The sequence below is a fragment of the Stenotrophomonas sp. TD3 genome (genome assembly GCF_001939825.1).
Classification (GTDB): Bacteria; Pseudomonadota; Gammaproteobacteria; order Xanthomonadales; family Xanthomonadaceae; genus Stenotrophomonas.
The window spans coordinates 3,603,468-3,625,975 of sequence record NZ_MOYM01000001.1 but is presented as its reverse complement, the minus strand read 5'-3'; the positions used below and the strand labels follow the sequence as shown (position 1 = coordinate 3,625,975).

27 protein-coding genes are annotated in these 22,508 nt (G+C 64.0%); 15 read left to right on the top strand and 12 right to left on the bottom strand.

Annotated features, from left to right (window positions below; genetic code table 11):
• Positions 1–582: 582 nt before the first annotated feature.
• The 5 genes from recQ to BKE09_RS16920 all read left to right on the top strand — a co-directional run bounded on the left by recQ (position 583) and on the right by BKE09_RS16920 (position 6,444).
• Positions 583–2,388 carry a DNA helicase RecQ gene (gene recQ / locus BKE09_RS16940; RefSeq protein WP_075676513.1) on the top strand — a complete coding sequence of 602 codons (1,806 nt, stop codon included), beginning with the start codon at positions 583–585 and terminating at the stop codon, positions 2,386–2,388.
• Between the two features lie 154 nt (positions 2,389–2,542).
• Positions 2,543–2,926: a CopL family metal-binding regulatory protein gene (locus tag BKE09_RS16935; protein WP_075676511.1), complete on the top strand. Its 384-nt coding sequence runs from the start codon at positions 2,543–2,545 to the stop codon at positions 2,924–2,926.
• A gap of 75 nt (positions 2,927–3,001) precedes the next feature.
• Entirely contained in the window at positions 3,002–4,828 is a 1,827-nt protein-coding gene (locus BKE09_RS16930) for a copper resistance system multicopper oxidase (RefSeq protein WP_075676509.1), read from the top strand.
• On the top strand, positions 4,825–5,850 hold the full coding sequence (locus BKE09_RS16925) for a copper resistance protein B (RefSeq protein WP_075676507.1): 1,026 nt from the start codon (positions 4,825–4,827) through the stop codon (positions 5,848–5,850). Before BKE09_RS16930 ends, BKE09_RS16925 begins: the two co-directional genes overlap by 4 nt.
• 81 nt (positions 5,851–5,931) lie before the next feature.
• The gene (locus BKE09_RS16920) at positions 5,932–6,444 is read left to right on the top strand and encodes a GNAT family N-acetyltransferase (RefSeq protein WP_075676505.1); all 513 of its coding nucleotides are present in this window, start codon (positions 5,932–5,934) and stop codon (positions 6,442–6,444) included.
• 43 nt (positions 6,445–6,487) lie between these two features.
• Here BKE09_RS16920 and BKE09_RS16915 read toward each other — a convergent pair whose 3' ends face one another.
• Positions 6,488–6,796: a zf-TFIIB domain-containing protein gene (locus BKE09_RS16915; protein ID WP_075676503.1), complete on the bottom strand. Its 309-nt coding sequence runs from the start codon at positions 6,794–6,796 to the stop codon at positions 6,488–6,490.
• Positions 6,797–6,945: 149 nt separating this feature from the next.
• On the opposite strand from BKE09_RS16915, the gene BKE09_RS16910 reads away from it, so the two are divergent.
• Entirely contained in the window at positions 6,946–7,713 is a 768-nt protein-coding gene (locus BKE09_RS16910) for a CPBP family intramembrane glutamic endopeptidase (RefSeq protein WP_075676501.1), read from the top strand.
• Between the two features lie 94 nt (positions 7,714–7,807).
• Positions 7,808–8,233, top strand: coding sequence for a response regulator (locus BKE09_RS16905; RefSeq protein ID WP_006385818.1), 426 nt, complete (start codon positions 7,808–7,810; stop codon positions 8,231–8,233).
• Positions 8,234–8,282: 49 nt separating this feature from the next.
• Here BKE09_RS16905 and BKE09_RS16900 read toward each other — a convergent pair whose 3' ends face one another.
• From BKE09_RS16900 to BKE09_RS16870, 7 genes are all read right to left on the bottom strand, one after another.
• Complete coding sequence (locus tag BKE09_RS16900) at positions 8,283–9,221, bottom strand: alpha/beta hydrolase-fold protein (RefSeq protein ID WP_075676500.1); 939 nt, start codon at positions 9,219–9,221, stop codon at positions 8,283–8,285.
• Between the two features lie 84 nt (positions 9,222–9,305).
• Entirely contained in the window at positions 9,306–10,169 is an 864-nt protein-coding gene (locus tag BKE09_RS16895) for an alpha/beta hydrolase-fold protein (protein WP_075676498.1), read from the bottom strand.
• Positions 10,170–10,218: 49 nt separating this feature from the next.
• Entirely contained in the window at positions 10,219–10,683 is a 465-nt protein-coding gene (locus BKE09_RS16890) for a lysis system i-spanin subunit Rz (protein WP_075676496.1), read from the bottom strand.
• 3 nt (positions 10,684–10,686) lie between these two features.
• On the bottom strand, positions 10,687–11,223 hold the full coding sequence (locus BKE09_RS16885; protein ID WP_075676494.1) for a glycoside hydrolase family protein: 537 nt from the start codon (positions 11,221–11,223) through the stop codon (positions 10,687–10,689).
• Complete coding sequence (locus tag BKE09_RS16880) at positions 11,220–11,417, bottom strand: hypothetical protein (protein ID WP_075676492.1); 198 nt, start codon at positions 11,415–11,417, stop codon at positions 11,220–11,222. The genes BKE09_RS16885 and BKE09_RS16880 overlap by 4 nt, the downstream gene beginning before the upstream one ends.
• A 125-nt stretch (positions 11,418–11,542) precedes the next feature.
• A complete protein-coding gene (locus BKE09_RS16875; RefSeq protein ID WP_014038211.1) occupies positions 11,543–11,971 on the bottom strand; it encodes a hypothetical protein in 429 nt (142 codons plus the stop codon).
• Complete coding sequence (locus BKE09_RS16870) at positions 11,961–12,221, bottom strand: YdaS family helix-turn-helix protein (RefSeq protein WP_075676490.1); 261 nt, start codon at positions 12,219–12,221, stop codon at positions 11,961–11,963. Before BKE09_RS16870 ends, BKE09_RS16875 begins: the two co-directional genes overlap by 11 nt.
• A gap of 85 nt (positions 12,222–12,306) precedes the next feature.
• On the opposite strand from BKE09_RS16870, the gene BKE09_RS16865 reads away from it, so the two are divergent.
• Positions 12,307–12,813, top strand: a complete 507-nt coding sequence (locus tag BKE09_RS16865; protein WP_014038213.1) for a hypothetical protein — start codon at positions 12,307–12,309, stop codon at positions 12,811–12,813.
• Between the two features lie 88 nt (positions 12,814–12,901).
• The gene (locus BKE09_RS16860) at positions 12,902–13,135 is read left to right on the top strand and encodes a hypothetical protein (protein ID WP_075676798.1); all 234 of its coding nucleotides are present in this window, start codon (positions 12,902–12,904) and stop codon (positions 13,133–13,135) included.
• A gap of 449 nt (positions 13,136–13,584) precedes the next feature.
• On the opposite strand, the gene BKE09_RS16855 is transcribed toward BKE09_RS16860, so the two are convergent.
• From BKE09_RS16855 to BKE09_RS16840, 4 genes are read right to left on the bottom strand one after another with little or no spacing between them, the layout of a single operon-like run.
• Positions 13,585–14,046, bottom strand: a complete 462-nt coding sequence (locus tag BKE09_RS16855) for a hypothetical protein (protein ID WP_075676488.1) — start codon at positions 14,044–14,046, stop codon at positions 13,585–13,587.
• Between the two features lie 20 nt (positions 14,047–14,066).
• The gene (locus BKE09_RS16850; protein WP_020200504.1) at positions 14,067–14,315 is read right to left on the bottom strand and encodes a hypothetical protein; all 249 of its coding nucleotides are present in this window, start codon (positions 14,313–14,315) and stop codon (positions 14,067–14,069) included.
• A 16-nt stretch (positions 14,316–14,331) separates the two neighbouring features.
• Positions 14,332–15,540, bottom strand: a complete 1,209-nt coding sequence (locus BKE09_RS16845) for an XRE family transcriptional regulator (protein WP_046432106.1) — start codon at positions 15,538–15,540, stop codon at positions 14,332–14,334.
• Positions 15,537–16,193: a hypothetical protein gene (locus tag BKE09_RS16840; protein ID WP_046432185.1), complete on the bottom strand. Its 657-nt coding sequence runs from the start codon at positions 16,191–16,193 to the stop codon at positions 15,537–15,539. The genes BKE09_RS16845 and BKE09_RS16840 overlap by 4 nt, the downstream gene beginning before the upstream one ends.
• A gap of 225 nt (positions 16,194–16,418) precedes the next feature.
• On the opposite strand from BKE09_RS16840, the gene BKE09_RS16835 reads away from it, so the two are divergent.
• The 6 genes from BKE09_RS16835 to BKE09_RS16810 all read left to right on the top strand — a co-directional run bounded on the left by BKE09_RS16835 (position 16,419) and on the right by BKE09_RS16810 (position 21,931).
• Positions 16,419–17,024, top strand: coding sequence for a type IV toxin-antitoxin system AbiEi family antitoxin domain-containing protein (locus tag BKE09_RS16835; RefSeq protein WP_046432108.1), 606 nt, complete (start codon positions 16,419–16,421; stop codon positions 17,022–17,024).
• Entirely contained in the window at positions 17,021–17,884 is an 864-nt protein-coding gene (locus tag BKE09_RS16830; protein WP_046432110.1) for a nucleotidyl transferase AbiEii/AbiGii toxin family protein, read from the top strand. Before BKE09_RS16835 ends, BKE09_RS16830 begins: the two co-directional genes overlap by 4 nt.
• 82 nt (positions 17,885–17,966) lie before the next feature.
• Positions 17,967–18,434, top strand: coding sequence for a hypothetical protein (locus BKE09_RS16825; RefSeq protein WP_075676796.1), 468 nt, complete (start codon positions 17,967–17,969; stop codon positions 18,432–18,434).
• 148 nt (positions 18,435–18,582) lie between these two features.
• Complete coding sequence (locus BKE09_RS16820) at positions 18,583–20,148, top strand: recombinase family protein (RefSeq protein ID WP_046432112.1); 1,566 nt, start codon at positions 18,583–18,585, stop codon at positions 20,146–20,148.
• Positions 20,145–21,056: a ParB/RepB/Spo0J family partition protein gene (locus BKE09_RS16815; RefSeq protein WP_046432114.1), complete on the top strand. Its 912-nt coding sequence runs from the start codon at positions 20,145–20,147 to the stop codon at positions 21,054–21,056. The genes BKE09_RS16820 and BKE09_RS16815 overlap by 4 nt, the downstream gene beginning before the upstream one ends.
• Positions 21,053–21,931: a plasmid partitioning protein RepB C-terminal domain-containing protein gene (locus BKE09_RS16810; protein ID WP_046432116.1), complete on the top strand. Its 879-nt coding sequence runs from the start codon at positions 21,053–21,055 to the stop codon at positions 21,929–21,931. Before BKE09_RS16815 ends, BKE09_RS16810 begins: the two co-directional genes overlap by 4 nt.
• Positions 21,932–22,508 lie beyond the last annotated feature (577 nt).

Here is a 22,508-nt window from a genome sequence, read left to right as displayed (position 1 = left end):
CGCGAAGGACGGCGGGTGCAGTTGGGATGACCGGCAGGGCTGCGCCCTGCACCTGCCGAATCAACGGCAACGTCAACGCCAACGTCAAAAGCAAGCTATCCGTGAGATGGCGGGGTGGGTCCGGTTGCGGGGGACGCCGTAAATACGTCCATGTAGGCTCGGTCGCGCCATCCATGGCGCTCACGCCCCCGCAACCGGACCCACCCCGCCTTCGACAGATTTCCGCGATCTGCCGGCAAAGCCATTGGGGTCAGATCCGTTTTCCTGCGGAAAACGGATCTGACCCCATTTTGTTTGTCGATATCTGACAGATTTCATCCACGCATGGCGTGGATGGACCCACCGTCACCGGGAAACTGTCGGGGGTGGGGCGGTGTCGGATTGCGGGGTGTCCGCGGCATGGATGCCGCGGCCAAGCCCCCAGGGACGGGTTCACGGCGTCCCCGCAATCCGACACCGCCCCGCCAAGCTACGGATCGCCCCAGAGCCGGCTGTTGCCTTTGACGTTGCTCTGGCTTGAAGGCTTCGGCAGATGCAGGGCGCAGCCCTGCCGAGACACCCCCGCCGGGGTAAACTAGCCGGATGGCTTCCCGTCCCGCGCACGACCTGCTCCAACGCGTCTTTGGTTACGACGATTTCCGTGGTCCCCAGCAGGACATCGTGGAGCATGTGGCTGCCGGTCACGATGCCCTGGTGCTGATGCCCACCGGCGGCGGCAAGTCGCTGTGCTACCAGGTGCCGGCCCTGCTGCGTGACGGTTGTGGCATCGTCATCTCGCCGCTGATCGCGCTGATGCAGGACCAGGTCGAAGCCCTCCGCCAGCTCGGCGTGCGCGCCGAGTACCTGAATTCAACCCTGGATGCCGAGACTGCCGGCCGCGTCGAGCGCGAGCTGCTCGCCGGCGAGCTGGACATGCTCTATGTCGCTCCCGAACGGCTGCTGACCGGGCGCTTCCTGTCGCTGCTGTCGCGCAGCCAGATCGCCCTGTTCGCCATCGACGAAGCACACTGCGTGTCGCAGTGGGGCCATGATTTCCGCCCCGAGTACCGCCAGCTGACCGTGCTGCACGAGCGTTGGCCGCAGATCCCGCGGATCGCGCTGACCGCGACCGCCGATCCGCCGACCCAGCGCGAGATCGCCGAGCGCCTCGACCTGCAGGAAGCGCGCCACTTCGTCAGCTCCTTCGACCGCCCCAACATCCGCTACACCGTGGTGCAGAAGGACAACGCCCGCAAGCAGCTGACCGATTTCCTGCGCGGCCACCGTGGCGAGGCCGGCATCGTCTACTGCATGTCGCGGCGCAAGGTCGAGGAGACCGCCGAATTCCTCTGTGGACAGGGCTTCAACGCCCTGCCCTACCATGCCGGCCTGCCGCCGGACGTGCGCGCCAACAACCAGCGCCGCTTCCTGCGCGAGGACGGCATCGTGATGTGTGCCACCATCGCCTTCGGCATGGGCATCGACAAGCCGGACGTGCGTTTCGTGGCACATACCGACCTGCCGAAGTCGATGGAAGGCTACTACCAGGAAACCGGCCGCGCCGGCCGCGATGGCGACGCCGCCGAGGCCTGGCTGTGCTACGGCCTGGGTGACGTGGTGCTGCTCAAGCAGATGATCGAGCAGTCCGAGGCCGGTGAAGAGCGCAAGCAGCTGGAGCGGGCCAAGCTCGACCACCTGCTGGGCTACTGCGAATCCATGCAGTGCCGCCGCCAGGTGCTGCTGGCCGGCTTCGGCGAGACCTACCCGCAGCCCTGCGGAAACTGCGACAACTGCCTGACGCCGCCGGCCTCCTGGGACGCCACCATTCCGGCACAGAAGGCGCTGAGCTGCGTCTACCGCAGCGGCCAGCGCTTCGGTGTCGGCCACCTGATCGACATCCTGCGTGGCAGCGAGAACGAGAAGGTGAAGCAGCAGGGCCATGACAAGCTCAGCACCTATGCGATCGGCCGTGACCTGGATGCACGCACCTGGCGCAGCGTGTTCCGCCAGCTGGTCGCCGCCAGCCTGCTGGAAGTGGACAGCGAGGGCCACGGCGGCCTGCGCCTGACCGATGCCAGCCGCGACGTGCTGACCGGCCGTCGCCAGATCAGCATGCGCCGCGATCCCGCCAGCAGCACCAGTGGCCGCGAGCGCAGTGCGCAGCGAACCGGGCTGTCCGTGTTGCCGCAGGACCTGGCGCTGTTCAACGCCCTGCGCGGCCTGCGTGCCGAACTGGCCCGCGAACAGAACGTGCCGGCGTTCGTGATCTTCCACGACAGCACCCTGCGCAACATTGCCGAACAGCGCCCGACCAGCCTGGATGCGCTGGCCCGGGTCGGCGGCATCGGTGGCACCAAGCTGAGCCGCTACGGCCCGCGCCTGGTCGAGATCGTGCGCGAAGAAGGTTGACGCCGGGCTTCCAGTAGAGCCGGGGCCGCGCTTGGCTGCCGTTGCCGCAGAAGCAGCCGAGCGCGGGCTCGGCTCCACATTGGTGCAGCTCCAACCTTGAACCGGCCATTCAGCCGGAAGTGCATCCGCGCCCACTTGCAGCTAGATTAGCGCCATGTCCCTGGCCTCGACCCTGCTCCGTGTCGTGCTCATGCTCAGCCTGTTGCTCAACGGGCTGAACGCGGCCATGGCCAGTGGTCACGAAGACATGGGCCGGATGGCGCACGCCGTGGCCGCCGCTGTTAATGGCGACACCCCCGACTGCCACCACCACGCCGGCATACAGGCCGACCCGGCCCCGCAGGCCAAGGCCCCGGCCCACGACGCACACTGCCAGATCAAGGACTGCGTACGCAGCTGCGCCCAGCACCCGCTGCTGGTGGTGCAGCCGTTGCCGTTCATGGCCGGGCCGGCGCTGTCGCTGGCACCGCAGCCGATGCCGGCCACCGGCCGGCCGGCGCCGCCGCTGCCGCCGATTTCACGCCCTCCCATCGGCTGATTCCACACGCACCGTGCGCCCTGCGCACCGTAGCCGGTCACCTGCCGGCATCTTTACGTGTCTGGAGTCACCACCATGAATACCCGCATTCCCCCCGGTCCGGGCGCTGTGCCCATGCCGTCGCGCCGCCTGTTCGTGCAGGGCCTGGCCGCCGGTGGCGTGGTTGCCGGCATCGCCGCGGTCGGCGTGCCGCAGCGCGCGCTGGCCGCCGCCACTGCCGTCCCGCGCCTGGCCGGCGCCCCCGCCGTGCTCAGCGACACCCGCATCGAACTGGCCATCGGCGAATCGCTGGCCAATTTCACCGGCCGCACCCGCCCGGCGATCACCGTCAACGGCTCCCTGCCCGCCCCAATCCTGCGCTGGCGCGAAGGCCAGACCGTGGACCTGTTCGTGCGCAACACGCTGGAACGCCACCCGACCTCGATCCACTGGCACGGCATCCTGCTGCCGGCCAACATGGACGGCGTGCCGGGCCTGAGCTTCAACGGCATCGGCCCCGGTGAGACCTACCACTACCACTTCGAGCTGAAGCAGTCGGGCACCTACTGGTACCACAGCCATTCGATGTTCCAGGAGCAGGCCGGCCTGTACGGCGCGCTGATCATCGACCCCGCCGAGCCGGCGCCGTACCGGCACGACCGCGAGCACGTGATCATGCTGTCCGACTGGACCGACATGGACCCGGGCGCGCTGTTCCGCCGCATGAAGAAGCTGGCGGCGTACGACAACTACTACATGCGCACGCTGCCGGATTTCCTGCGCGACGTGAAGCGCGACGGCTGGTCGGCGGCGCTGTCCGACCGCGGCATGTGGGGACGGATGCGGATGACGCCGACCGACCTGTCCGACGTCAACGCCAACACCTATACCTACCTGATGAACGGTACCGCCCCGGCGGGCAACTGGACCGGGCTGTTCCGCAGTGGCGAGAAGGTGCTGCTGCGCTTCATCAATGGCGGGTCGATGACCTACTTCGACGTGCGCATTCCTGGTTTGAAGATGACCGTGGTCGCCGCCGATGGCCAGTACATCCATCCGGTGAGCATCGATGAATTCCGCATCGCCCCGGCCGAGACCTACGACGTGCTGGTGGAACCGAGCGGCCAGGATGCCTACACCATCTTCTGCCAGGACATGGGCCGCACCGGCTACGCCGCCGGCACGCTGGCGGTGCGCCACGGCCTGCAGGCGCCGATTCCCGAGCGCGACCCACGCGTGCTGCTGACCATGGCCGACATGGGCCACGGCATGTCGGGGCACGACATGGGCGCTGGTGGCCACGGCGGCCACGACATGGCCGCGATGAAGGGCATGGAAGGCGGCTGCGGTGCCAGCATGGGCCACGGCTCTCCCGCCGGCGGCGACGCCGCCAGCAAGGCGCCGAAGCACCCGGCCAGCGAGCGCAACAACCCACTGGTGGACATGCAGAGCTCGGCCACCGAACCGAAGCTGGACGATCCCGGCATCGGCCTGCGCGACAACGGCCGCCAGGTGCTGACCTATGGCGCGATGCGCAGCCTGTTCGAGGACCCCGATGGCCGCGAGCCGAGCCGCGAGATCGAGCTGCACCTGACCGGGCACATGGAGAAGTTCTCCTGGTCGTTCGATGGCATTCCGTTCGCCAGCGCCGAACCGCTGCGGCTGAACTACGGCGAACGCATGCGCATCGTGCTGGTCAACGACACCATGATGCAGCACCCGATCCACCTGCACGGCGTGTGGAGCGATCTGGAAAACGCGCAGGGCGAGTTCCAGCTGCGCAAGCACACCATCGACATGCCACCCGGCACCCGCCGCAGCTATCGCGTGCGCGCCGATGCGCTCGGCCGCTGGGCCTACCACTGCCATCTGCTGTACCACATGGAAGCGGGCATGATGCGCGAAGTGAGGATCGAAGAATGAGCCGCTCACTGCTTTCCCCCAGCCTGCTGGCGCTGGGCCTGGCCGCCGCATTGCCGGTGTTCGCGCAGTCGCACGAAGGCCATGACATGACCGCGATGGATCCGCCGGTGAAGACCGTGAAGGCTCCGGTCGAAACGGTCGATCATTCGAAGATGGATCACCCGAAGATGGATTCGGGCGCGATGGACCACTCAGCCATGGACCACTCGAAGATGGACCATGGCGCGATGCAACCGGCGGCGATGGACAACACCACGATGGCCCCTTCCAAGATGGATCATGCGGCGATGGGTCACGCCGCGCCCGCACCCACTGAGCCGCGCGAACCCATCCCGGTGCCGACCGATGCCGACCGCGCTGCCGCATTCCCGCCGATCGCGCACGGTGCGATGGAGCATGCGCCGGAGATCAACAGCCTGCTGCTGATCGACCGCCTCGAACACTGGGACGGCAAGAACAGCAACGGCCAGGCCTGGGAGGCCACCGGCTGGATCGGTGGCAACATCAACCGCCTGTGGCTGCGCACCGATGGCGAACGCAGCCGCGGCCGCACCGAGTCATCGTCACTGGAAGCGCTGTACGGTCGCAGCGTATCGCCGTGGTGGGACGTGCTGGTCGGCGTGCGCCAGGACTTCCGGCCGGCCGACTCGCGCACGTGGGCGGCCATCGGCATCCAGGGCCTGGCGCCGTACAAGTTCGAAAGCTCGGCCACGTTGTACATGGGCTCCGGTGGCCAGGTGCTGGCCAAGGCCGAGGTTGAGTATGACGTGCTGCTGACCAACCGTTTGATCCTGCAACCGCTGCTGGAAGCCACCGTCGCGGCCAAGGATGAACCGGAGTACGGCATCGGTCGCGGACTGAACAAGGTGGAGGCCGGTCTGCGCCTGCGCTATGAGTTCAGCCGCCGCTTCGCGCCGTACATCGGCATCAGCCACGAACGCATGTTTGGCGACACCGCCGACTACGCCGGTGACCACGCGCGCGACACACGCTGGGTGGCCGGCGTGCGCATGTGGTTCTGAGCAGCGGTTCGTGAGCAATGGCCAGCCCCGGCAGTCGCCGGGGCCGGCTACACTGCGCCACGCTCCATTGCAGGCCCCGCCATGTCGTTGCAGATCCGCCGCGCCACCCTTGCCGATGTCGACGCCCTGTCGGCGATCGCCATCACCACCTACAACGAAACCTGGGGCGACTCGTACCCGGCGCAGGAGCTGCATGATTTCCTGCAGGCGCACTACAGCCGCGAACCTCAGCGCATCGAACTGTCCGACCCACGCAGTGCCATCTGGCTGCTGATGGACGATGAAACCGTGGTCGGCTATCTGGCGGCCGGTGCCAACACCCTGCCGCATGCGGATGCATGCGAGGGCGACATCGAACTGAAGCGGTTCTACATCCTGGCCGCACACCAGAACGGCGGCCATGGTGCACGCCTGATGGACGCATTCATGGCCTGGCTGGACCAGCCGCACCGCCGCACCCTGTGGGTGGGCGTATGGGAAGAGAACTTCGGCGCGCAGCGCTTCTACGCGCGATACGGCTGCAGCAAGGTTGGCGAGTACGACTTCATCGTCGGTGACACGCACGACCGCGAGTTCATCCTGCGGCGGCCGTGATCATTCGCCCCATGTAGAGTCGAGCCACGCTCGGCTCTGCAACCTAGAAATCGAACAGCTCCGACAGGAAGCTGTCCTTCTTCTTTTTCTTGTAACCGTGGCCACGGTTGTCCTCGTAGCGCTGGCCGAGGTGGCGGGTATCACGGTGCATCACCGGTGGCGGCGCGGATGCTGGCTGAGCCTGCACGGGCGCTGGCGGCGGCATGGCCGCACCGGCGCCGGCGCGTTCGATGATCTTGTCCAGCTCTCCACGATCCAGCCACACGCCGCGGCACCCCGGGCAGTAGTCAATCTCGATGCCGTGGCGTTCGGCCATCTGCAGCGTCTGGGTCTTGCACACGGGGCACAGCATCGGCATCACTCCTGTCGGTCTGGCAACGACTGTACCCGCACGGTGATGACTGTGCGGCAACGCATGACCGATGGCACAAGGACTTCCGGCGCGTGCGCTCTTCCCTGCCGCCCCGCAGACTGAAACCCTGTCCCGCAGGAAGTGCGTGCATGACTGTGCTGTCCCGCCTGCCCACCGCCGTGCGCCTGCTGCTGGTACTGCTGGGCGTCAGCCTCGGCCTGAACCTGCGCGATATCGCCGCAGCCATCGGCACACCGATCCCGGCACTGCCGATCCCCTACGGCGGCAGCCTGCTCGACAACGCACTGGCGGTACTGGTGGCAGTGCTGCTGGCCCTGCTGCTGCGTCCCCGTGGCGTGAGCCTGCCGACCAGCCTCGGGCTGCGCGGAAACGGCTGGGGCGGCCCGTTCTGGGTGCTGCTGGCCAGCGTGCCCTGCTGGCTGGGCCTGGCGCTGCTCGGCACGCCGAACACCGCGCTGACCGCGTTGGACGCCACGATGCTGGCGGTACTGTTCCCACTGGCCGAGGAAGTGCTGTTCCGCGGCCTCGGCTTCGTGCTGCTGGTGAAGATCGTGCGCGCCCCCTGGCCATGGCTCGCGCTGCCGCAGGCGCTGTTGTTCGGCATGGTGCACTGGCTCGGATTCGGCGGGCTTGATGGTGGCGGCACCGCACTGTTCGTCGGTGCGGTGATCGCCCTCGGTGGCTTCATCTTCGCCTGGCTCGACCACCTCGACGGCGACACCCTGTGGTGCGGCCTGATCCTGCACGTTTCGATGAACCTTGCGTGGAATGTGTTCAGCCTCGACGGCGCCGTCGCGCTGGGCTGGCAGGCCACCAGCCTGCGCATCGGCACCGCCCTGCTGGCGGTCGCGGCCCTGGCCTGGCAGGTGCGTCGCCGGCGCCAGAGGCACCTGTAACGCTCACTTAGCTTGCCGTGCACGCCGGGCTCACTACCGGCTTGCGCATACTTGCGCGCCTTTTGCTCCCCCTGTTGTCCGGAGTTGCCGCGTCATGTTGCTGTCCAAGCGCTTTGTGGAACCACGCGTCCTGCTGATCGAGGACGCCGAGGAAACCCAGGAACTCAGTCGCCTCGCCCTGGAAAGCCAGGCCTGCCAGGTCACCGCTGTCAGCAGCGCCGAGGCCGCGCTGGGCCTGCTCAACGCCGGTGAACCGTTCGACCTGCTGTTCACCGACGTCTGCCTGGGCGGCATCAGCGGCATCGAAACCGCCAACCGCGTGCGCGAGCACCTGCCGCAGCTGCCGATCCTGGTCACCTCCGGCATGGACCAGCACCGCGTGCTGCCGCAGCTGCGCGCCGGCATCCACTTCCTGCCCAAGCCGTACAGCATGAGCGAACTGCTCGATGCCATCCGCCTGTGCTTCCGCCACGCAGCGGACGCCACGTTGATGCCGCCGCCGCAGGCCAGCGCGGCCTGAACCGAGGATGTTGACGGGGATCCACGCCATGCGTGGGTCGAACCTGTGATCAACCGCTGCTGTACGGCCCCGTACCCGGGAACACCTTCAACAGCGCGCGGGTGATCATGTCCGGGTACACCGTGAAGTGGTCCTCGTCGTCGATCACCATGTTGTCCACCGTCAGCGAGCGGCCACTGCCGCGCAGCTGCTCGGCGAACTCGGCGTTGTGCCGCAGCATGTCGTTGCGGGTGAAAAAGCGCGGCTCCGGCTTGATCGTTTCAAAGCTGCCGATCGACAGCACCACCGTGGTCGGCTGCGCGGGCGCCTTGGCCTCGGCCTGCAGGCGCGGCACAAGGTGGTTGTCGAACCACAGTGACGGGCTGGACAGAATGTAGGTACGGAACATGTCCGGACGCGTGGTCAGCACGTAGGCACCGAACAGGCCGCCATAGGAATGGCCGGCATAGGCACGCCGTGCCGGATCGGTGCGATAGCGCGCATCGATCATCGGCAGCACGCGCTCGGCGAGGAAATCGCGGTAATGCGCGGCGCCGCCGTAGCTGACGTCATCGCTGTAGTCACGCGGATCGGTACGCGCCGGATCGCTGGGCGTGTAATCCCGCGAGCGGCTCTGCTTGGACGTCAGGCCTTCCTGCGGCGGCAGCCCGACCAGGATGAAATCCTCGATGTTGACGCCCTTCTGCCCGACCATGTTGCGCACGCTACGCACCAGCGGGAAGCTGTACAGCGCATCGGTCACGTACAGCACCGGATAGTGCTTTTCCGGATGTGCGGCGTAGTCGGCCGGCAACGCCACCCAGATCGGGTAATCGCGGCCGACCGGATCGTGCACGCGCAGCGCCTCGGTATCCGGCAGCACCACGCCCGGCGCGGCGGTGGCCGCGCTTTCCTTCGCTTCATTCTGGGTTGCCGGTGGCGCCACCGACATCGCACAGCCACTCACGGCCAGGCAGGCCGCCACACTCCATCCACGCACACGCTGCATCCACACTCTCCCGTTGCGGGCGACGCACCCGGGTGGCGTCGCTACCGCATCCTCACACGTCGCGCGGCGCCGCGCCACGCGCGGTCAGGGCGAGGCCGGCGGCGGCGCCGGGAACAGCGTGCGCAGCGCCTGCAATGCGGCCGGGTGGTAGATCGTCGCGTGGGTTTCCTCCGGCAGCGGCAGGTACTTCACCAGCGGCGATGGCGAAGCCTGCTGCAACAGCGCAGCCAGTCGTGCCGTGGAGGCGGCCAGTTCCGGCTGCCCGCTGCTGGCCAGGAACACGTGCGGCTGTGCACGCGTCACCGCCGGTAGCTGCTTGACCGCCCCGGCCAGCATCGCGCCACGGTTCCACCACAGGCTGGGGTCCAGCGCGATGTAGCTGTTGAACAGTGCCGGTTCCTGCAGCAGCGTCTCGATCACGAACAGGCCGGCCAGCGATTCGCCCATCAGTGCGCGCTCGTCGGTCGTCGGGTAGCGCTGGCGTACCTGCGGCATCAGTTCATCGCGCAGGAAGCGGCGATAGGCCGCCGATCCACCAATGCGTGGCGCGATCTTCTGGTCCTGCGGATCGCTGCTGGGGCCGGTCATGTCGCGGCGACGCTCGGTGTTCTCGATACCGACCAGCAGGAACGGGCGCATGCTGCCGTTGCCGCTCAGCACCTGCACCAGCCCTGCCACGTGCAGGAAATCCTCACCGATGCCGCCGTCGGGCATGTAGATCACCGGCAGCGGCGTCTTCGGGTCCAGTCCCCAGGGCTGCGGGCGGTAGACATTGATGCGGCGGGTTTCGCCCAGCGCCTTCGATTCAATGGTGAAGGTCTCGCCGATCACCAACGGTGCCGCCGCAGTGACCGGGTCCGGCGACGTCGCCCGCACGGCGGGAACAGCGGCAGCACCTGGCCCCGCGGTGGCCAGCATGATCAAGACGGACAAGACAGCGACGCGCATGCGAACTTCCATTTTCGAGAGGACAGCCAGCATAACTGCGCCGGCGCCCTCAACGGCGATCCAGTTCGATCACGGCCTGGCAGGCACGGAGCTGGTCGTCGGCATCGCGTCCGATTCGAACAAGCGCTGCCGCAACCTCTGCTCGTAACTGGGCGCCCGCATCACGTTCGCCGGTGCGGGCGGCGGCCTCGGACAGACGGCCGGTGTGGCACGCGGCGAGGTCGTCGCGCAGGCGGAGAGTGCCAGCGCGCAGGGCAGCCACCACATCGGCATCCACCTCGGCCGCGCGCTCACGATCTTGCTCATGTTGTTCCCCCAGTGAGGCCATCGCCTCGCTCCGTTCTTCCTGATCCCGGCGCAACCGCCGTTCGGACTGCACCGCTCCGGCCTGTTGTTCCACATCGGCACGCGCCATCGCGAGATCGCTGCGATCACCGCGCCAGCGCCAGCCGGTCATGAACATCAGCAGCGACCACAGCACCAGCGACGCCATCACCACCAGCATGCGCGGCATGGGTCACTGCTCCGCCAGGCAACGCGCATGGCGCTGCTGCTGGCGTTCCCACACGCCCCAGCACACGGTGTTGGGGCGGCCATCGACACGGGTCGAACAGTCGTAGCCCCCTGCCCGCTTCCACAGCAGCAAGGCATCACAGGCCTGGCGGTATTCACCCTGCAGCAGATGCCGGCGCATCGATGACGCGCGCCAGTTGCCGATGCCGTACTGGTAGAGGAAATCGACATAGACGTCGTACTCGCCCTGGCTGAGCGCCACGCCGGGCAGCGACGCGCGGAACTGTCCTTCTTCCCGGGCCAGATGAGCCTGTACGGCATGCAGCGCGCGTACCGGCGTGGTGCGATCGCCCATCCTCACCGGCGTGCCGTCCTCGCGGACGGTCGAGCCGAAGCCATAGGTTGGACGGTCATTGCGCGTGGGCACCACTGCGGCGTCGGTGTATCCCTCGCGGTCGACGATGGCGATCAGGCCCGCAGCACTCAGCGCAAGCGCGGCGACCAGGCTGCGTACCGGCAATGTGCTGCCGGGCCGGCTCATTCACGCTCCCTGCGGCGCCATTCGCGCAGCCAGCGCCAGCCCAGATAGGCAATCTGCGCCGCCAGGTAGATGATGGTGAGGACCACGACCAGGCGGTCCAGGGTGATGCCGGCTGCAAGCGCACCGGCGACGGTGACCGGCGGCGCCGACTTGATGGCCGCCGCGCCGGCCGTACTGACGATTTCTTCTTTCATGATGGGTCCTGGAAGGAATGCAGGCCGCGTCGCATCGACATGGCCCGAAGAGATGCCCGCCCCGCTGCCGGCTCGGCACGAGGGTTGTTCCGGTCGGGAGGCGGGCGAAAGATCGGATCCGCCGCTCATGCGGCCTGGGCGATACCCTCCATCCAACCGCGCACGCGCTGGAAGCCAAGTTCGACCAGGTTGAGGTAATGCCGGTTGGATACCGGTCGCTGCCCGCTGTTGGCCAGCAGCAGATTCGCCGTTTCGAATCGTTCGACCTTGCGTCGGCCACGCCCGCAGTAGTAGCCGCGCAGCGCACAGGCCATCGCCACGTTGTCACGCGCGACCGCCGTGATGATGTCTTCGATCTGCTGCGCCAGCTGATCGGTTTCCAGAGGCTTGTAGCCCTGGGCCCGCCCCGGCATGTCACCACGATGCTCGATCAGCACCGCCAGCAGGTTGCGCGACTGGAAGCCGAGGTATTCGCAGTCGCGATGCAGCGCATATTCGCCGCCCCAGTGCTCCAGGCGGCTGCGGACATACTCACCGAACGTATCAAGCTGCATGGGGGGCTTCTCCTTTGAGGGACGACGGGGCCGGACCGAACACATCCGGGCGCAGGGATTCGCGGCGCACAGCGCCCGCAGTGGCCAGTTCGATGCGCCGGCACAGTCGCGCGCCGGGCAGCTTGTGGCCGCGGGCGATCAGGTAGAGGGTCCGCAGCGCGCAACCGGTCTGGTGGGCCAGGCGGCGCATGACGGGGCAGCTGGGGGTGCCGTAGCCCCCTTGGGAGATGGCGTAGTCGATGAGGTTCATGGCCCACACATTACCGTCAAGGTAATGCACAGTCAATACCGTTTTGGTCATTTGCTGGATTGGTAATGCAGCGCACCATCTACAGATGGACGCCAGTACCGCTCGCACCCTCAACATGCGCCTCCGCGTGGCCGCCGCTGGCGGCCCGGCCGAATGGGCCCGCCTGTTCGGTGGCACCCGCTGGGCGCAGCCCCAGGTCAGCCAGTGGATTTCCGAGAGCAACCCGAAGAGCATCGGCCATCGTCTTGCGCGCGATCTTGAATCAGTGATGCAGCTTCCGCATGGAACGCTGGATCGCGTCGATCAGGACGGAGACGTGTCGCTTCAGTCTCAATCTACGGGACTGGATTTCGCGAAAATGAGCGCTGCGGTCAAGGTGCTTTCGCACTACCTGGAGCTGGTCGGCGATCCACCGGAATGGATCTACGATCCCGTGCTGCTGGAGACCGCATTCATGGTCGTGGACGAGTTCGGACAGCCCTCTGCGCCGGACAATGTGCTCGACCTGACGAAGCTTCTGGCAAGACGGATCAGGGAGGCAAAGGATGACTCACACGCGACTCGAGGAGCTCGCACAGCGGTTGGCCGCTAGGACCCAGGAACTGCGCGGCGAGCGCACCCCGGCCCCGGCACTGCGGGTGGTGGCGGGAGACGCACATGTGGTTCGCGGGGAGATGCGCATGGACGCGATCATGCGCGAGTGGCATTGCCGCATGATCCGCAACGTACGCCGGCGCTGGGGCGAGCCCATGCAGCATGTGATCGACCAGGCCTGTTGCGGTGTGGTCAGCATCGAGCAGCTCGCCGACGACGCACTGATCCAGTTGCACAAGGACATGGAACGCGCGGAGGAGTGCATCCGGGAGGGTATTTCCTTCCACGACGCCGGGCTGCTGCGCGCGCATTACGGCTGACGGCGGTCCTGACCGACCGGCAACGGTCGGCTTAGGCCACGCATTCATTACCAAAAGTTACCTAAACATTACCATCTAGGCAAAGAGATTGACGCAGACGGCATGGCGCCAGCAGTGATGGGAGCGCGCGCAAAGCGCCCCTTTCCCGCGACTGCCGACCTGATGCCGCACGCTGGGTCGGTACCCGGGAGCCTATGGCACCTGCAGCACTGCTTCGTTGCTGCGGCACTTCCGCGCATTGCAGACGTGCTTTCGAGGAGGCAATAAAAAAAGGCGCCCCATGGGCGCCTCGATCATCACTGCAATGGTGGTGTAGTCCCCTACTAGAAAGAACCTTCCTGCCTCACCGGCGAGGACACCGTAAGCGAGATTATATACGATGCGGAGGTCCGGGTGAACTTTGGCTGTCTCCGCGCATTTCCGACATTCGATAGCTTGCGCTGCCACGGTCAGCGCCCGGGGTTCTTGACCTTCAGATGGCGGCATGAATAGCGCTGCTGCCCCCAGGACACGGCAAAGGTTTCGGAAACCTCGTACCAGTTGCCGCCTGGATGACCACCGCCGTGGTTCTCCCCCATGCAGGAGCATTCGCAGTGAAAGCCCTCAGCGTTCCAGCATGCCGGAGCGCATTTCTGGTGCTCCCGGTACAACTGGACCACGTAGACCTCTTGGTGTCTCCTCAGCGCAAGTTTGATCACGCTGTCGAACCACGCAGTCGGAATTTCCCAGGCCTTGAACTGCGCACACCAATCGGGCTTCAAGCGTCGGCCGTCCCGCAGCCACTCCATGTTCCCTTCGGCAAACGGAATGCGCGCCAAGACCGGGAGGGGCTTATTGCGCTTGAAGATGACCGGGATTTTTCCCTGACGCCAGAGATCCTTCAGTTGCGAGTCGCTCAGATCCTGTGACATGAGGGACTCGACTCTCTGGCTCAGCGCTGCTTGTTGGCTTGGGACAGGACCGATGCCGCCAGTTCTTTCGTCTCTTTGGCGTATCGGTCGCTGGCCAAAACGCGTGCGGCCTTGTCTTCCATCTGGGCACCGGTCTGTTTGTCGCCGCTGCGCTGAGACAGTGCCGAGGCGGCCAGACTCTTGGCCACTTGCGACGAACTGCTGCTTTGCAGCGTTTCCGACGCCAGCCGACCAATTCGTGAGGACGTCTGCTTTGTGTTCTTGGACATCGCTGTTCCTTTCACATCAGGACTTGGAGACGGGCCGGAATGGCACCACCTTATTGCCTTGGGCCGGTTGGTCATCAATCGGCTTCTGGGTTGCTTTCAGTCGTGCAAACTCCACGACATTGGTTTTGCCCTGGAAGTAGCCTTCGGGCAAACCGGCGAGTGCTTCCACGTCGCCCGCAGCCAGTCCGATGTGCCTCGGGATGGCGTCCAAAGGCATGACCTTCTCTTCGACCAACAGATCAATGGTGCGACGAAGCAGGCGTGGCTGCTCTGGTCGACGATCCTCGTCTCCGGGTTCCGATTTCGCACCCCACCGAGCAGAGCGACGCTTGAAAAGCATCAGAGCACCATCTTCATCCAGCATCTCAAGTGCCTTGAGCCGCATGATGATCGCCGCTGCCGACACGCCCCAACGGCGCTTCAGCAGCAACAAGTCATCCAGAGTCGGTGGCACACGAACTTCGCTGGCGAACGTTTCGGCGGGCAGCAAAAATGCACCAGCGAAGCGGTGTGCCTGTTGCTCCATCAGTTTGTGGCGTGCGCTGTCAGTCGTGCGCTGAATGTGACGATGCAAAACAAGATGCCCGATTTCGTGGGCAAGGTCGAAGCGACTGCGGTAACCATTGTCCTTGTCGGCGGACAGGAGAATCAACGGTCGGCCCAATACCTCGCTCCACGCCGACAGCCCTTCAATCTGGGCCACGCCGGTTTCTTCCCGAACGAGGATGACCCCAGCGCCTTCCACGGCCAGTGCCAAGTCTTGAATCGCCGAGCGGCCCAGACGCCACAGATCCCGGCATTCGCAGGCAGCCTTCTCGATGTCCTCGTTAGTGATCTGCTCCGGCTCGGTGTAATCACGAGATGGCAAGTTGACATCGGGGTAGTCAACGTACTCCATCAGGGCCGCCGCCACGTCTTGGGCCCATTCAAGGCGGGCCTCCAGCATGGCTCGTGCAGCGACGTGCGCTGACGCGTTGCTGCGAAAAAGCGGCAACGACAACTTCGCCCCGGGCGCACGCGTAAACCATTCCGGCGTGACGTTGACCACGCCAGCAAGGCGTTCAAGCGCGTCGCGCTCGGGCGCTTGCGTTCCTGCGCGCCACTTACTGACGGTCGCCGGAGACACGTCGACCATTGAGGCCAGCTGGACTTGAGTCAGACGACGGGCCGCAAGAATTTGGCTAAGTCGATCTTTCTGAAATCCTTGTACACCACCCCTGCTCATGATCCTGTTCCGTCTTTGTCTTGTTGTTTGCCAATGTTCTTCTTCAGCTTCGGCACAGCCAAATCGTCCTGGCCCGCTGTCGGCTGCTGGTCGTAGCGCTTGATGAATGCGTCAATGGGTTCCCGGAAAAGCCAGCCTTGCATGTGGCGATCTGGAACCGCGATTTCGATGGAGACGGGTGTGTCCGGCTGGCTGTGCAGCGATCCTGCAAAGCAGGCCACGACGAACACAACCGCTTGGGATGGCTCCACGTAGCCTGAAAAGAGTCCGGGTTGAACCAGTGGCTCGATGGCTGCGTTCGCCAGGGACATCTGTTTTCGGGTTTCGCTACGCCGCCCGCTGTTCCAGACCCCATACTTGGTGTTGAACCGTGCCAAGGTGAAGATCCCAGACCGGCCTGTGACGATCTGATTGCCGCGTAGCGGTGAGGGAGATGCGTCTGCAACGGCGAGAGCGCGATGGAAGGACTCGTTCATATGGAAGTGGCGCAACTGCCCCACCACGCTGGGCAAGTGCCCGTCATCCATCCCTCGGGCCGCAGCATAGGCACGTTGAGCGCCGACCAGCTTGGCTTCTTCGAGGCCCATGACAAGCTCACGCGGGATATTCCTCACGAGCAGGTCATGGATCGTTTCTTGGTTCGGCTGGGCCATTGGCAACTCCGTCATCGGATTTCGTTCAAGCGGATTCTATCATCAAATAATTTCGCTTAAAAGGTTTTTGTGTAGGGGATGCTGCGATTGAGGCGGCAACACCCCCGATTTGTAGCGTGCCCAGCGGATCGTTTGCCAACAGCGATAACGAGAGAACGCGGGCTAAATGTTTCGTTTTGTCTTCCAGAAGTTGCATTCGACGAAATAACGGAACATACTCCACCCATGCTCTCCAGTACCCACAATCAACGCGTCCTCGATCTGGCCAGCCAGAAGGGGCTACTGCGCGCCAGCGATCTGGACGCCATCAGTGCGCCTCGGGTCGTTCTGACGCGCCTGACCGCTGCGGGTCTACTAGAGAAGGTGGGGCGTGGCCTTTACCGTCTGCCGGATGCGCAGGTTTCGGAATTCGAGAGCCTTGGCACCATCGCCACCAAGGCACCTCAAGCGGTGTTCTGCCTGCTTACGGCGCTGCAGTTTCATGAGCTGACCACACAGCTGCCGCGTCAGATCTGGATCGCCATGCCTCGGGGCAGCCACCCGCCCCGGGTCGACTACCCGCCCGTCAAGATGGTGCAGTTCACGGGTGATGCCTACTCGGCAGGGATTGAGGAAGTCGAACGCGACGGTGTCAGGCTCCGGGTGTACGGCGTGGCCAAGACCGTGGCGGACTGCTTCAAGCACCGCAACAAGATCGGGCTGGATGTGGCGCTTGAGGCGCTGAAGGACGCCCGGGCGCGCAGCAAAGCCTCCGTCGACGACATCTGGCGTTTCGCCAAGATATGCCGCGTGGCCAATGTGATGCGCCCCTATCTGGAGAGCGTTGGATGAGTACTGCCACCCCAAATGTTGCGGCGTCCGTCCGTGCGCGTCTGCTCAATGTCGCCAAGGCGCAAGGCGTCGATTTCAATCAGGTGCTGGTGCGTTTTGCCTTGGAGCGCATCCTCTATCGGCTGACCCAGTCGCCGCACGCGGACCGTTTTCTGCTCAAAGGTGCGCTGCTGTTCACGCTCTGGTACGACATGCCACACCGGGCCACACGCGACGCCGATCTGTTGGGTTTCGGTGCCAGTGATCTGGAGTCAGTGGCCCAAGTATTCCGGGACATCGCAGCTGTACCGGTCGACGACGGCATCATGTTCGACCCAGCCTCCGTCACGGTCGAGGAGATCCGCAAGGAAGCTGGCTACGGCGGCGTTCGCGTGATGATTGCAGGCGATCTGGCCAGAGCACGCTGCAAGACCCAAATCGATGTCGGCTTCGGCGACGCCGTCACCCCGGCGCCTGTTGATTCGGTCTACCCAGTACTGCTGGAGGAAATGCCCGCGCCACGGCTGCGGGCCTACCCAACGTACACCGTCATCGCGGAAAAGCTCCACGCCATCGCGTTGCTGGGCATGACCAACAGCCGCTTGAAGGACTACTTCGATCTGTCTGTGCTGTTGGAACGAGAAACTCTGGACACTGATCTGCTGGCCCAGGCGATCAAGGCCACGTTCGAAAGACGGGGCATGGCGCTTCCTGATGCGCTGCCAGTCGGCCTGACGGACGAGTTTGCGCACGACGCTTCGCGCCAGGCGCTGTGGCTGGCATTTCTCAAGAAGAACGAACTTCCGCCAGAACCCTTGCCCGCCATCGTTGGCCGCTTGAGCGTGGCATTGGCCCCCGCGTTGAACACCGTCGCTCGTTGAATATCCCTTCATAGGGCAGCTGCTTCGCGCCCCTCGCCACGGTCAGTGGCGGTCTCCATACGGACTTTGCATGGAGACCACGATGACTACTCGACTTTGCGCGCACTGCGGCCACCCCTTCGAACCCCGCCCACAGGTTCCCGACCAAGCGTTCTGCTCCGCCCCTGAATGCCAGCGGGCTCGCAAGCGCGACTGGCAGCGGGCAAAACTCCAATCCGATCCTGACTACCGCATCAATCAGCAGGCGGCCCAGCGCGCGTGGTCACAGCGCAATCACGACTATTGGCGCAATCACCGAGACGCACAACAGGTCAACGGCGATCAAGGGGAGCAACCTACCACCGCCCATCGGCAGCAAGTCATCGATCCGGTAAAGATGGACGTGTCAGCGCTGCCTTCCGGTATCTACCGGATCACAAGACGTCCGGAGTTTCCCAATGGAACACCGGGCTCATGGGTGGTTGAAATCACGCTGCTGTATGAAACCTGTGAATGCAAGATGGATGCGTCAAGAGATGACTTGATCGACACCCAGGGAATCCAGCCTTAACTTCAAGCCCAAATGGGCTCTCGATCATCCTGGATGGCAACAATTTCAACCATGTGCATTCCGGCCGCGCAGTGCAGGTCACGGTTATGCCAATGAGGTGAAAGGCAGGCCCGAGAGCAAGTTCACACAACATAAAGTGATCGGGTCTATGCAGGCAGAAGAGTTCTCCATTCCGGGGGCGGATCAGCCACCGACATTTCGGGCCGCCGAGTACGTGCGGATGTCGACCGAGCACCAGCAGTACTCGACGGAAAACCAAGCCGACAAGATCCGCGAGTACGCGGCTCGGCGCAACATCGAGATCGTTCGCACCTATGCCGACGAGGGCAAGAGCGGCTTGCGCATCGATGGGCGTCGGGCGCTGCAGCAACTGATCAAGGACGTCGAGGCAGGCATCGCGGACTTCCAGATCATTCTCGTCTACGACGTCAGCCGCTGGGGCCGGTTCCAGGATGCCGATGAAAGTGCCTATTACGAATACATTTGCCGCCGCGCCGGAATCCAGGTCGCTTACTGCGCAGAGCAGTTCGAAAACGACGGCTCGCCTGTGTCGACCATCGTCAAGGGCGTCAAGCGTGCGATGGCTGGCGAATACAGCCGCGAGTTGTCGGCAAAGGTATTCGCCGGGCAGTGCCGCCTGATTGAGTTGGGTTTCCGCCAGGGTGGCCCGGCTGGCTATGGGCTGCGACGCGTGCTGATCGATCAGTCCGGCACGCTCAAAGGTGAATTGGCTCGTGGCGAGCACAAGAGCCTGCAAACCGACCGCGTCATTCTTCAGCCGGGGCCGGATGATGAGGTTGCCGTGGTCAACCAGATCTACCGCTGGTTTGTCACTGACAACCTGACGGAGCTGGACATCGCCGAACGGCTGAACGCACAAGGAACGCGTACTGACCTTGGGCGGGATTGGACGCGAGCGACCGTCCGCGAGGTACTGTCCAACGAGAAATACATCGGCAGCAACATCTACAACCGTCGGTCTTTCAAGCTCAAGAAGCTCCGGGTGGTTAACAGCCCCGACATGTGGATCAAAAAAGAAGGTGCGTTCGAGGGCATCGTGCCACCGGAGCTTTTCTACACGGCGCAGGGGATCATGCGCGCAAGGGCGCATCGCTACAGTGACGAGGAGTTGATCGAGAAGCTGCGCAATCTGTACCAGCGCCACGGGTACCTGTCCGGCCTGATCATCGATGAGGCAGATGGCATGCCGTCTGCGGCAGCCTATGCACATCGATTCGGCAGTTTGGTTCGCGCCTACCAGGCGGTGGGCTTCACCCCGGACCGCGACTACCAGTATCTGGAGGTGAATCAGTTTCTGCGCAGACTGCATCCAGAGATCGTCAGCCAAACCGAACGCATGATTGCCGAGGTCGGCGGCAACGTCGAACGTGACCCGGCCACCGACCTTCTCACCGTCAATCGCGAGTTCACCGTTTCACTGGTGCTGGCGCGGTGCCAATTGCTCGACAACGGGCGACGGCGCTGGAAGGTGCGCTTCGACACCAGCCTTGCGCCCGACATCACGGTGGCCGTGCGGCTGGACGACAGCAACCAGGCTGCCCTGGACTACTACCTGCTGCCGCGACTGGACTTCGGTCAGGCACGTATCCATTTGGCCGACCACAACGGCATCGAGTTTGAGTGCTATCGCTTCGACAGTCTGGACTACCTCTACGGCATGGCGCGGCGCATCCGCATACGGAGGGCCGCATGAGTCAAGACAAAGAGCATCGGCATTCGGAGTTGCGGATGATTCCGCTCAACCGGATTGAGGTTCTCAACCCCCGCGAGCGCAACAGCCGGGTCTTCGAGCAGATCGTCGGCAACATCCAGAACATTGGCCTGAAAAAGCCCATCATCGTGACACCTCGTCCAGGGAGCAATGGCGAGCACTATCTCCTCATCTGCGGCGAGGGGCGGTTCAAAGCCTTCAAGACGCTCGGGCATCAAGAGATCCCGGCAATGGTGATGAACGTCGATGACGAATCGGCCTTCATCATGAGCCTCACCGAGAACATCGCCCGGCGAAAGTTCAGCCCGTTGGAATTGCTGTCCGGCATCGAGCAGCTGCGGGATCAGGGCTACGACAAAAAATCCATTGCCCAAAAGACAGGCCTGAGTCCGGAGTACGTGCAGGGCATCCTGCAGTTGCTGCAGAACGGTGAACAGCGACTGCTGATGGCCGTCGGCAGCGGGCGCATCCCCCTCAATGCGGCGATCACCATCGCAGGCGCGGGCAGCGACGAGAAAGCCATTCAAGCCGCATTGCAAGATGCCTACGAAACCGGAAAACTGCGTGGCAGCCAGTTGATCCAAGCCCGTCGTGTGATCGAACGTCGCCGCACCCAAGGCAAATCCATCGGCGGCAGGATGACCTCCCGCAAGACCAATGAGGATGTCACCACGTCCAGCCTGGTGCGGAACTACCAGCGGGAAGTCGAGCGACAGAAGCTACTGGTCAGGAAGGCGGAGACAGCTCAACGCAATTTGCTGTTCATTGTCGGGGCCCTGCGCCAACTGCTGTCCGACGAGAATTTCACCACCCTGCTGCGCGCGGAGGGGCTGGACACACTGCCACAGTATCTGGCGGAGCGGGTCTGGGCTCGAGGGAGCGGCGCATGAGCAAACCGCCCCTGGGCTTCGTGCCGGAACCATTGATTTTGTCCCTCTCGTCCGTCCTGCCTTCGCGCAAGACGCCAGAAGGCTTGCTTGCCTCACGGAAATTCAAGCAGATCACCGCATCTATCGAGGCGGTCGGGCTGATCGAACCCCTGTCGGTGGGAAAACCCAACCGCGAGGGGCAGCACATCTTGCTGGACGGGCACACACGATTGGTCGCGCTGAAACAGTTGGGCTTCGATAAGGCTCCCTGCCTGGTGGCCACCGATGACGAAAGCTATACCTACAACAACCGGATCAATCGCCTCTCCAGTATTCAGGAGCACCTCATGATCCGTCGCGCTGTCGAACGTGGTGTCACCCCGGAAAAGCTGGCGAAGGCCTTGGACGTGGACATCAGCCACATCATCAAGAAGCTAAACCTACTGGAGGGGATCTGCCCGGAGGCCGCCGAGTTGCTGCGCGACCAGACGTTTTCGGCAAACCTTGGTGCTGTCCTGCGTAAACTCAAGCCGACGCGTCAGGTTGAGTGCGTCGAACTGATGGTCAGTGCCAACAACATCACGGTCGCCTATGCCCAGGCCTTGGTTGCGGCGACACCCAGCAACTTGCTCGTCGGCGAGGCCAAGCCCAAGAAGATGACCGGTGTCAGCGCCGACCAGATGGCCAAGATGGAGAGGGAGATGGGCAACCTCCAAGAGCAGTTCAAGCTCGCCGAGCAAACCTACGGTCAGGACATCCTCAACTTGGTGCTGGCCAAGGGCTATCTCGCCAAGTTGATGGCGAACGAAGCCATCTTGCGTCACCTGACCAGGAACCACCCCGACGTGCTGAACGAGTTCGACAGCATCGTCCGTATGGTGGCGCTGGACAAATAAACGGTGCGCAATCAGGCGTAGTGAGCAAAATCCTTCCACAGGATGGTCGTGACGGCGTCCACGCAGGCGGACCATGGTTCTTTAACAATCCGGAAGCATCAGGGTCATCGTCCCCACAACGGCGTTTCCGCGTCCCTCCGTGATCAAGGGCGGTGACCAACAGGCTTGCCGCTGGCCTGCTCATTCGTTCGGGGGGCACGAATGGGCGAACAGCGGCACCGAACAATCCTGCGCCTTCGGGCCGCTGATTAGATGTCTGCTACATGGGCTTGTGTGGCCGGTAGACACACTATAGAATGATGTTTTATGGTGCATAAAACATTACTTTGATGGCACGACCGCGACTTAACAAGAAGATCGTACGCACCTCCGTGTCCCTTGACGAGCACATGTTCAACGAGGTGGCTCAACTTGCAGCCCAAAACGACGTGTCGGTAGCGTGGTTGGTTCGCAAAGCAGTTGCAGAACTTCTAGAGCGTCGTCGCGACGAGTTGGGACCACAGTTGCCATTGTTAACAAGCGGTGCCACAGCTCGTGGAACCAAAGAATGACCTTGGCTTTCCGTGAAACAGATGGC

Bases quoted from the DNA above. Each gene is read 5' to 3' on its own strand.
- BKE09_RS16870 (WP_075676490.1), bottom strand. From the start codon at position 12,221: ATGAACCTCATCGACTACGCCATCTCCCAAGGGGGCTACGGCACCCCC.
- BKE09_RS16825 (WP_075676796.1), top strand. From the start codon at position 17,967: ATGACTACTCGACTTTGCGCGCACTGCGGCCACCCCTTCGAACCCCGC.
- BKE09_RS16860 (WP_075676798.1), top strand. From the start codon at position 12,902: ATGGACGCGATCATGCGCGAGTGGCATTGCCGCATGATCCGCAACGTA.
- BKE09_RS16820 (WP_046432112.1), top strand. From the start codon at position 18,583: ATGCAGGCAGAAGAGTTCTCCATTCCGGGGGCGGATCAGCCACCGACA.
- BKE09_RS16925 (WP_075676507.1), top strand. From the start codon at position 4,825: ATGAGCCGCTCACTGCTTTCCCCCAGCCTGCTGGCGCTGGGCCTGGCC.
- BKE09_RS16895 (WP_075676498.1), bottom strand. From the start codon at position 10,169: ATGCGCGTCGCTGTCTTGTCCGTCTTGATCATGCTGGCCACCGCGGGG.
- BKE09_RS16935 (WP_075676511.1), top strand. From the start codon at position 2,543: ATGTCCCTGGCCTCGACCCTGCTCCGTGTCGTGCTCATGCTCAGCCTG.
- BKE09_RS16920 (WP_075676505.1), top strand. From the start codon at position 5,932: ATGTCGTTGCAGATCCGCCGCGCCACCCTTGCCGATGTCGACGCCCTG.
- BKE09_RS16840 (WP_046432185.1), bottom strand. From the start codon at position 16,193: ATGGCCCAGCCGAACCAAGAAACGATCCATGACCTGCTCGTGAGGAAT.
- recQ (WP_075676513.1), top strand. From the start codon at position 583: ATGGCTTCCCGTCCCGCGCACGACCTGCTCCAACGCGTCTTTGGTTAC.
- BKE09_RS16905 (WP_006385818.1), top strand. From the start codon at position 7,808: ATGTTGCTGTCCAAGCGCTTTGTGGAACCACGCGTCCTGCTGATCGAG.
- BKE09_RS16900 (WP_075676500.1), bottom strand. From the start codon at position 9,221: ATGCAGCGTGTGCGTGGATGGAGTGTGGCGGCCTGCCTGGCCGTGAGT.
- BKE09_RS16810 (WP_046432116.1), top strand. From the start codon at position 21,053: ATGAGCAAACCGCCCCTGGGCTTCGTGCCGGAACCATTGATTTTGTCC.
- BKE09_RS16855 (WP_075676488.1), bottom strand. From the start codon at position 14,046: ATGTCACAGGATCTGAGCGACTCGCAACTGAAGGATCTCTGGCGTCAG.
- BKE09_RS16875 (WP_014038211.1), bottom strand. From the start codon at position 11,971: ATGCAGCTTGATACGTTCGGTGAGTATGTCCGCAGCCGCCTGGAGCAC.
- BKE09_RS16885 (WP_075676494.1), bottom strand. From the start codon at position 11,223: ATGAGCCGGCCCGGCAGCACATTGCCGGTACGCAGCCTGGTCGCCGCG.
- BKE09_RS16835 (WP_046432108.1), top strand. From the start codon at position 16,419: ATGCTCTCCAGTACCCACAATCAACGCGTCCTCGATCTGGCCAGCCAG.
- BKE09_RS16830 (WP_046432110.1), top strand. From the start codon at position 17,021: ATGAGTACTGCCACCCCAAATGTTGCGGCGTCCGTCCGTGCGCGTCTG.
- BKE09_RS16815 (WP_046432114.1), top strand. From the start codon at position 20,145: ATGAGTCAAGACAAAGAGCATCGGCATTCGGAGTTGCGGATGATTCCG.
- BKE09_RS16850 (WP_020200504.1), bottom strand. From the start codon at position 14,315: ATGTCCAAGAACACAAAGCAGACGTCCTCACGAATTGGTCGGCTGGCG.
- BKE09_RS16890 (WP_075676496.1), bottom strand. From the start codon at position 10,683: ATGCCGCGCATGCTGGTGGTGATGGCGTCGCTGGTGCTGTGGTCGCTG.
- BKE09_RS16845 (WP_046432106.1), bottom strand. From the start codon at position 15,540: ATGAGCAGGGGTGGTGTACAAGGATTTCAGAAAGATCGACTTAGCCAA.
- BKE09_RS16880 (WP_075676492.1), bottom strand. From the start codon at position 11,417: ATGAAAGAAGAAATCGTCAGTACGGCCGGCGCGGCGGCCATCAAGTCG.
- BKE09_RS16915 (WP_075676503.1), bottom strand. From the start codon at position 6,796: ATGCTGTGCCCCGTGTGCAAGACCCAGACGCTGCAGATGGCCGAACGC.
- BKE09_RS16930 (WP_075676509.1), top strand. From the start codon at position 3,002: ATGAATACCCGCATTCCCCCCGGTCCGGGCGCTGTGCCCATGCCGTCG.
- BKE09_RS16865 (WP_014038213.1), top strand. From the start codon at position 12,307: ATGGACGCCAGTACCGCTCGCACCCTCAACATGCGCCTCCGCGTGGCC.
- BKE09_RS16910 (WP_075676501.1), top strand. From the start codon at position 6,946: ATGACTGTGCTGTCCCGCCTGCCCACCGCCGTGCGCCTGCTGCTGGTA.